The following is a 3,967-nucleotide window of genomic DNA, read 5'->3' as shown; positions in this document are numbered from 1 at the left end:
GCGCCCACGCCGCAGCAGGATTTGTCGCCATCGGAAAGGTCCGCTGCTGCCGCTATCCCCCCGCCGGCGGCGCAGCCAGAGCCGCAACCGCAGCGGCAGGCTGCGCTCGCCACGCCACCCGCGGCGCAGCCGCCGTCACAACCGGCGGCGCCGGCCGTCAAACCGCCCGAGCCGGATATCTCTATCAAATACCAGGTGTTGCTCGGCTTGCCGCCCGACCTTGCGCCGCCGTCACCGTCGTCCTCGCAAGCCAGCAACAAGGGCGACGACAATTTTGATGGGCCGGCGACCGAGGCCGCCGACATCGCGAGCACCGTGATCACGAAATTCCGTAGGCATCTCAAGACGTGCTCGAAACTGCCGGCCTCGCTGGCAAGCAACGACGACGTGAAGGTCAAGCTGCGGGTGTTGATGACGCCGGACGGCAGGCTGGCCGCGGAGCCGATCCTGATCGAGGCCAGCGCCTCCATGAAGGGACCCTTGCTGATGCAGGGCGCCATCCGTGCGCTGTCGGCCTGTCAGCCCTACGCCATGCTGCCGGTGGATCGCTACGGCGAATGGAAAGTGCTCGATCTCAGCTTTACGCCGCAGGATTTTGGCGCTTCCTAGCGCGTGAACGCACGGCCGCTCGACCATCCGATCATCCCGGCGTCAAAAGAGGAGAAGTGAAGGTCGCTCTCTAGGGGCCAAATGGAACTGCGGTAGGCGAAACGGGAGCGCCGGCCGGACGTTGAAAGGCAATCGACCAAGAAACGTCGAGCCCTCGGCCGGCGGCAAGCTCGGGGCCCATTCACTGACGGGAGACGAGCATGACACTCATATGGCTTGGTGTGATTCTTGTTTTCGGCGGGGTGTTGCAGATGACCTTTCTGCCAATCTGGCGCGGCCGATTGAGCGGTGGAAGGCGGCTTCGCGCCGGGCAACCCAGCGACACCTTGGAACCTGAAAGGCCGGCTGGCGGCTTTGGGTTCAAATCGAACTGGCCTGGTCTTGCGCTGGTCGCGCTCGGCGCCGCCTTCTTGCTGATCGGGGCCGCCATCTGAATTTTGAAACCAGCTCTCGGCGCAGGTTTCCGCTTGAAAACGCTCTAACCCCCCATCGCCCGCCAGGCGTTCGATGCGAACTGCCGCCGCCAGGTGACGATGACGACGAGCGCGGTCGTCAGCAGCAAGACCCAGGGGCTGACGAACCAGCCGAGATAGCCGAGCGCGAAGAAGAACGCACGCTGGCCGCGGTTGAAATGCCGCCCCGCCGCCTCGAACAGACGTGTCGTGCGCATCACATGGGCCTCCGCTTCCGCGGTGTCGCGCTGTGACGACGGCGGCATCGCGCCAAGCAGGATCGCGACATAGTTGAACAGGCGGTAGGACCAGGCGAATTTGAAGAAGGCGTAGATGAAGATCAGGATCAGCCCGACGCATTTGATTTCCCACAGGGCGGGCGAGGGGGTGAGATCGACCGGCAGCTCGCGAAGCACGGCGAGCGCATCGTTGGTCGCGCGCAACAGCGCCAGCCCGCCGCCGATCGCGATCAGGCTGGTGGAGGCGAAGAAGGCAGTGCCGTTCTGCAGCGAGGCCATGATCTGCATGTCGACCATGCGCGCCTCGCGGTCGAGCATGTTTCGCACCCAGACCTCGCGATAGCGGTTCATGCGCGCCGATAGGCTGTCGCGGCCATAGGCGGTATGCTCGAGCGTGAAGCCGTAGGCCAGCCACTCCGCGACAAAGAACGCGACGGAGGCGATATCGACCCAATAGGCGTCCATGTGGCGAGATCCCCGATGATGGCTACGGCATTGTGATGTACAGGTTGAATGCGTGCGGTGCACTATGGCAAGATCACGGTCCCAACAGGATTTCCCCGCAAATGTTGAAACTGGTCATCGGCAACAAGAACTATTCGTCATGGTCGATGCGGCCGTGGCTGGCGCTGCGCGCCAATGAAATTCCGTTCGAGGAAGTGTTCATCCCGCTCTACACCGACGACAAAGCGGACAAGGACCGGATCCTGAGCTTTTCCCGAGCAGGCAAGGTGCCGACGCTGATCGATGGCGACGTCACGGTGTGGGACTCGCTTTCGATCATCGAGTATCTCGCCGAGAAATACCCGCAAGTGAGGCTGTGGCCGGAAGACCGCGCCCGCCGGGCGCATGCGCGGTCGATTTCGGCGGAGATGCATTCGGGCTTCATGCCGCTGCGCAATGAATGCGGCATGAACCTGCATCGCCCGATCGGTGCGGTCGATCTGTCGGATGACGCACGCGCCAATGTGGCGCGCATTCAGGAAATCTGGGCCGATTGCCATCGCCGTTACGGCAAGGAAGGACCGTTTCTGTTCGGCGCGTTCGGCGGTGCGGACGCGATGTTTGCGCCGGTGGTGCATCGCTTCCGCACCTATGCGATCGAGGTGGGGGACGAGGCGCGGCACTATTTCGATGCGATGATGTCGTTGCCGGCTTTCCAGGAATGGACCCGCGCGGGCCTGGCCGAAACGCTTGTCATCGAACGCTTCGAGACGGTTTGACGCCTCGCAGTTGGCCGGGCCGGAGAATTGCTTGATTCCGCGCCATCGGCGGAATCAGGCCAATCTCCGGGCACTCTGTCCTAAATCGGGAAACGGGGGCAGGCCGGTGGGCCATGCGGATTTTCGAGGGGAAGCCGGAGAGCTCGGCTTATCGCCCTGAAAAACATGCAGAATTTGCGTATTTGCCATGCCCCGATGTTACTGGCTTTTGGAGGGGCGGCTGTGCTAGGTTGCCGCAGGGTTCTCAAGTCGGCCGAAAGCTAGCGGGACCGTGAGCGCGGCCGGCGTTCTTGCGTAATGGAGAGGGCGTTGAAGCATAAGTACTCCGTTGGAGAGACTGTCTATTTTACTGCCAGCAACGTTGCCCGTCCGGCCGCCAGCGGCACCTATGAGGTGATCCGGCTGCTGCCGACTGATGGCGACGACTGTCAGTATCGCATCAAAAGCTCGACCGAAGCTTTCGAACGGGTCGCCAAGGAAAGCCAGCTCGCGGTTTCCTGAAACAGTTGTGTGCAAGCAGCCGGCTGACGGAGTTCCACTTCGACCGCCGTCAAAAGGCCCCGTTCGCAGAACCATTCTGCCGAAAAGCGAATGCGGTAAAGACGCATTCGTCTTTCGAGAGCGTTTGATGCTGCGTTAAGGGACACCGCGCATGAACTGGGCCTGGGCTGCTTCGCTGGATCAGATCTGGCGCTCGCCGAACCTTCCGTTGTACCTGACGCTGGCCACGGCCGGATTTGTCGGGATCATCGTCCTGATCACGCTGTTGCGCGCGGAGAGATCCGCTGCCAACGGCGTGCTGGCGCTCATCACGCTGCTTGCGATCGGTGTCGCGGGAGCCGTGACCTTCCGCGGCTTCGGTGCGGCAAACACCGTTCAGTCGACCGAGGCGCGCCCGGTTCAGACGGCCAGCGCCGCGTTGCCGCAGCTTTCCTGCATCGATGACCTTGCCGGTGATGCTGTCCTTTCCGCATGCGAGAAGACGCTGTTCGGTTCGCCCGAGTCAGTGGCCGCGGCCGTGTCCTACGCTGCCTCGCAGATCACGCTGCTGACTTCGCTTGGCGATGTCGCCACAGCGAACAAGGGCGCCGGCTCCGACACGCTGGCGCTGCGCCGCGCCCTCGAACAGGACCGTTACGGGCTGGTGGCCTATGTGCTGACGACCCGTGACCGCTGCACGCCGACGGCCTGCCGTGCGTTCCGCTCGCTGACCGACAGTCGCCAGATCGTGGCCAACATGAACGAGCGCGCTTATGAAAGCCTGATCATGCGCTACGCCGCGTCGTGGAACGCGCCGCCGCAGGCCACTTCAGGTCTGGTCGCGGCGCTGCCGCCGTCCGTTCCCACCGGCAAGCCCACCAACGCTGAATTCCCGACCTCGGCCTCCACCCCGCCCGTCAGCATCATGACGCCCGAGCCGCCACCTGGGGCCGCGCCGAAGCCG

General features: G+C 63.4%; 6 protein-coding genes. 5 read left to right on the top strand and 1 reads right to left on the bottom strand.

Annotated features, from left to right (window positions below; translation table 11 throughout):
- Both CP49_RS46240 and CP49_RS23230 read left to right on the top strand, forming a co-directional pair.
- Positions 1-609, top strand: a 609-nt coding sequence (locus tag CP49_RS46240; RefSeq protein ID WP_057852518.1) for a hypothetical protein, incomplete at its 5' end; no start/stop codon positions are given.
- A gap of 200 nt (positions 610-809) precedes the next feature.
- Positions 810-1,043, top strand: a complete 234-nt coding sequence (locus tag CP49_RS23230; RefSeq protein ID WP_057852517.1) for a hypothetical protein — start codon at positions 810-812, stop codon at positions 1,041-1,043.
- Positions 1,044-1,087: 44 nt separating this feature from the next.
- On the opposite strand, the gene CP49_RS23225 is transcribed toward CP49_RS23230, so the two are convergent.
- Complete coding sequence (locus CP49_RS23225) at positions 1,088-1,765, bottom strand: DUF599 domain-containing protein (RefSeq protein WP_057852516.1); 678 nt, start codon at positions 1,763-1,765, stop codon at positions 1,088-1,090.
- A gap of 101 nt (positions 1,766-1,866) precedes the next feature.
- Here CP49_RS23225 and CP49_RS23220 point away from each other — a divergent pair, with 101 nt between their 5' ends.
- From CP49_RS23220 to CP49_RS23210, 3 genes are all read left to right on the top strand, one after another.
- Positions 1,867-2,523: a glutathione S-transferase family protein gene (locus CP49_RS23220; RefSeq protein ID WP_057852515.1), complete on the top strand. Its 657-nt coding sequence runs from the start codon at positions 1,867-1,869 to the stop codon at positions 2,521-2,523.
- A 297-nt stretch (positions 2,524-2,820) separates the two neighbouring features.
- A complete protein-coding gene (locus tag CP49_RS23215) occupies positions 2,821-3,024 on the top strand; it encodes a hypothetical protein (RefSeq protein ID WP_156438594.1) in 204 nt (67 codons plus the stop codon).
- A 151-nt stretch (positions 3,025-3,175) separates the two neighbouring features.
- Positions 3,176-3,967: hypothetical protein (locus CP49_RS23210; protein ID WP_057852514.1), on the top strand; the 792-nt coding region annotated here is incomplete at its 3' end.

This window comes from Bradyrhizobium valentinum, from assembly GCF_001440405.1.
Taxonomy (GTDB): Bacteria; Pseudomonadota; Alphaproteobacteria; order Rhizobiales; family Xanthobacteraceae; genus Bradyrhizobium; species Bradyrhizobium valentinum.
Note: the sequence above shows the minus strand (reverse complement) of the source record. Positions and strands in the feature narration are given on the sequence as shown.

Bases quoted from the DNA above. Each gene is read 5' to 3' on its own strand.
- CP49_RS23230 (WP_057852517.1), top strand. From the start codon at position 810: ATGACACTCATATGGCTTGGTGTGATTCTTGTTTTCGGCGGGGTGTTG.
- CP49_RS23225 (WP_057852516.1), bottom strand. From the start codon at position 1,765: ATGGACGCCTATTGGGTCGATATCGCCTCCGTCGCGTTCTTTGTCGCG.
- CP49_RS23220 (WP_057852515.1), top strand. From the start codon at position 1,867: ATGTTGAAACTGGTCATCGGCAACAAGAACTATTCGTCATGGTCGATG.
- CP49_RS23215 (WP_156438594.1), top strand. From the start codon at position 2,821: ATGGAGAGGGCGTTGAAGCATAAGTACTCCGTTGGAGAGACTGTCTAT.